This window comes from Aminobacter sp. P4_H6_2 (assembly GCF_056400805.1).
In genome coordinates this window covers 1-2,877 of sequence record NZ_JBFUKO010000658.1, presented here as the reverse complement: position 1 = coordinate 2,877, position 2,877 = coordinate 1, and the positions used below count along the sequence as shown (strand labels likewise).

At 58.1% G+C, this 2,877-nt stretch carries 3 protein-coding genes; all 3 read left to right on the top strand.

The genetic code is table 11. From position 1 onward, the window contains the following. The coding region (locus tag AC1DUU_RS28185; protein ID WP_476786641.1) for a methyltransferase domain-containing protein at positions 1 to 1,036 on the top strand (1,036 nt) is incomplete at its 5' end. 2 nt (positions 1,037 to 1,038) lie between these two features. After that, a complete protein-coding gene (locus AC1DUU_RS28180; RefSeq protein ID WP_476786640.1) occupies positions 1,039 to 1,854 on the top strand; it encodes a sugar phosphate nucleotidyltransferase in 816 nt (271 codons plus the stop codon). Further along, positions 1,851 to 2,504: a PIG-L deacetylase family protein gene (locus AC1DUU_RS28175; protein WP_476786639.1), complete on the top strand. Its 654-nt coding sequence runs from the start codon at positions 1,851 to 1,853 to the stop codon at positions 2,502 to 2,504. The genes AC1DUU_RS28180 and AC1DUU_RS28175 overlap by 4 nt, the downstream gene beginning before the upstream one ends. Positions 2,505 to 2,877 lie beyond the last annotated feature (373 nt).

Genomic DNA, 2,877 nt, shown 5'->3' with positions numbered 1-2,877 from the left:
CGCCTACTTCTCGTCCTACTCGACCAGTTGGGTCGCCCACGCCAAGCTATATTGCGAGGCGATCACGGCGCGTCTCAAGCTTGGAAACGACAGCCTTGCGGTCGAGCTTGCCAGCAATGACGGCTATCTGCTGCAGCACTTCCTGCCGCTGGGCGTGCCAGTCCTTGGCGTGGAGCCGGCAGCTAACGTGGCGCGGGCAGCGGTTGAAAAAGGCATCCCGACCCAGGTCGACTTTTTCGGCGAACGCCTGGCCACCAAAATGGTCGCCGAGGGTGCTGCAGCCGACCTGATCATCGGCAACAACGTCCTGGCCCAGGTGCCCGACCTCAACGACTTCGTCGCCGGCATGAGGATCCTGCTCAAGCCGGAAGGCACCATCACGCTCGAGTTTCCGCATGTCGAGCGGCTGATCGCGGAAAACCAGTTCGACACGATCTACCACGAGCATTTTTCCTACTTCTCGGCTGTGACTATCGACATGATGGCCCAACGCCACGGGCTCAAGCTGGTCGATGTCGAAGAGCTTTCAACTCACGGCGGGTCGCTGCGCGTCTATCTCGCGCATGAAGACAGCGCCCAGCCGATATCGGTTCGCGTTGGCGAAATCATGGCTCGCGAGCGGCTGCACGGGCTGACCAACATGTCGACATACGCCTCTTTCGGGCACAAGGCCGCCATGGCCAAGCGGGACCTGCTGGCATTCCTGATCTCGGCCAAGAATGAAGGCAAGCGCATCTGCGGCTACGGCGCGCCCGGCAAGGGTAACACATTGCTCAATTACTGCGCCATCGGGCCGGATTTCCTCGACTTCACCGTCGACCGCAATCCTTACAAGCATGGGCGCTTCACGCCGGGCATGCATATTCCGATCCGCCCGGTCGCGGCTATCGACGACGCCAAGCCCGATTACATCCTGATCCTGCCCTGGAACCTCCAGGACGAGATCATCCGGCAGATGTCCCACGTCTCAGGCTGGGGCGCGAAATTCGTTGTTCCCATCCCCTATGTCACCATCATCGATCCCGCGGAGCTATGAAGATGAAGGTCGTCCTGTTTTGTGGCGGGCGCGGCACCCGCATCCGGGAATATTCCGAGGCTATTCCAAAGCCGATGATCCCGCTCGGCCAGCAGCCGATCATGCGGCACGTCATGCAATGGTACAGCGACTATGGGCACGACGATTTCGTCCTGTGCCTGGGCTACAAGGCCAATGTCATCAAGGACTTCTTCCTAAACTCGCGCCCCCAGACATTTTCCGACTGCGTCGTGTCGGGCGGCGGCAAGGACATCCAGCTCCTTGACGAGAGCACCAAGGACTGGCGCGTTACGCTGCTCGATACCGGCATTTGGCGTAACATCGGCGAGCGCCTGTGGGCGGCAAAGGACCAGGTGAAGAACGAAAAGATGTTTCTCGCCAACTACTCCGACGGGCTGACCGATGTCGATCTCAACGACATGATCGCCAAGTTCGAAGCCAGCGACATGTATGGCTGCTTCCTCGCCGTGCGTGCGCCCCTCACCTACCATCTCGCCGATATCGACGACACCGGCCGCGTGCGCTCGTTTAAGACGACCGATACGTCCGAGATCTGGATTAATGGAGGCTACTTCATCTTCCGCCCCGAGATCTTCGACTACATGGAGGAAGGCGAGGAATTGGTGCTTGAGCCCTTTAGCCGGCTGATCGCCGACAACAAGCTGATGGCCTACAAGCACCAGGGCTTCTGGCGCTCGATGGATACCTTGCGTGATTGGCAATCCTTGGAAGACATGGTCGAGCATGGCGACATGCCGTGGAACGCGGCCATTCGAGCCGAGCGGGCAAGGCGGAACGTCATCAAGGCCGCCTCATGAAGAGCCTGAGCCTCGCACGAAGCGGCGAGCAGCTTTCGGTTCTGTGCCTTGGCGCGCATGCCGACGATATCGAAATCGGCGCTGGCGGCACGCTCTTGAGCCTGATCGCCGCCGGCGTGCAGCTCAGTGTCCACTGGTGCGTGTTGAGCGCTACTGGCCAGCGGGCCCAGGAGGCGGAACGGTCGGCCCGCGCTTTCCTGCGGGAAACGAGGGACCAGCGGATCGAGCTTGCCGGGTTTGAAGACAGCTATTTCCCCGAGCAGCGGCGCGCAATCAAGCAATGGCTGATCGACCTGAGGGCACGCACTGCGCCTGATGTCGTGTTTACCCACACCCGCAAGGATGCCCACCAAGACCACCGCGAGGTCAACCAGCTGACCTGGAACATCTTTCGCGATCACCTTTTGCTCGAATATGAAATTCCGAAATGGGACGGAGATCTTGGCCAGCCCAATTTCTACGTGCCGCTGACAAGCGCTGTGATGGATCGAAAGATCTTGCTGCTGCACGAGCACTTTGGAACGCAGCGCTCGAAGGACTGGTTCGACAAAGAGACCTTTCAAGGGTTGGCGCGCCTACGTGGCATGGAGTGCCGCGCACCAGAGTTCTATGCCGAGGGCTTTGTCTTGAGGAAGGCACGCCTGCTGTAGTGTTCAGTCGCGTGCGACCAGACTTCTGTTCAACAAAGAACAATTCAATACCACGAGTTTCCACAGAAAACCGACACGGTTTATTGTGCTGTGTCTAGATTCTATGGTCTACTTGCAACAGTTTCTGTAATCGTCTAACAATTGCCATTGTGTGTATGAGTGCGTTTTCTGAACTGTGCGCTTTTATGAGCACGGCATGTATTTTTAGGTCAAGTTTTTGTCTGCTTGGGGAATGAGGGGCTGCTCGAATGAGCAATGTAACGTCGCCTCACGGCGAAGAACTGCAAGATTTTGCCTTTTTGAATGTTAAGTTAGGAACAGTCGACGGAGGGGAACACGGGCTTCTGGTGATGAAATCGGACCAGCTTGTAGC

Bases quoted from the DNA above. Each gene is read 5' to 3' on its own strand.
- AC1DUU_RS28175 (WP_476786639.1), top strand. From the start codon at position 1,851: ATGAAGAGCCTGAGCCTCGCACGAAGCGGCGAGCAGCTTTCGGTTCTG.
- AC1DUU_RS28180 (WP_476786640.1), top strand. From the start codon at position 1,039: ATGAAGGTCGTCCTGTTTTGTGGCGGGCGCGGCACCCGCATCCGGGAA.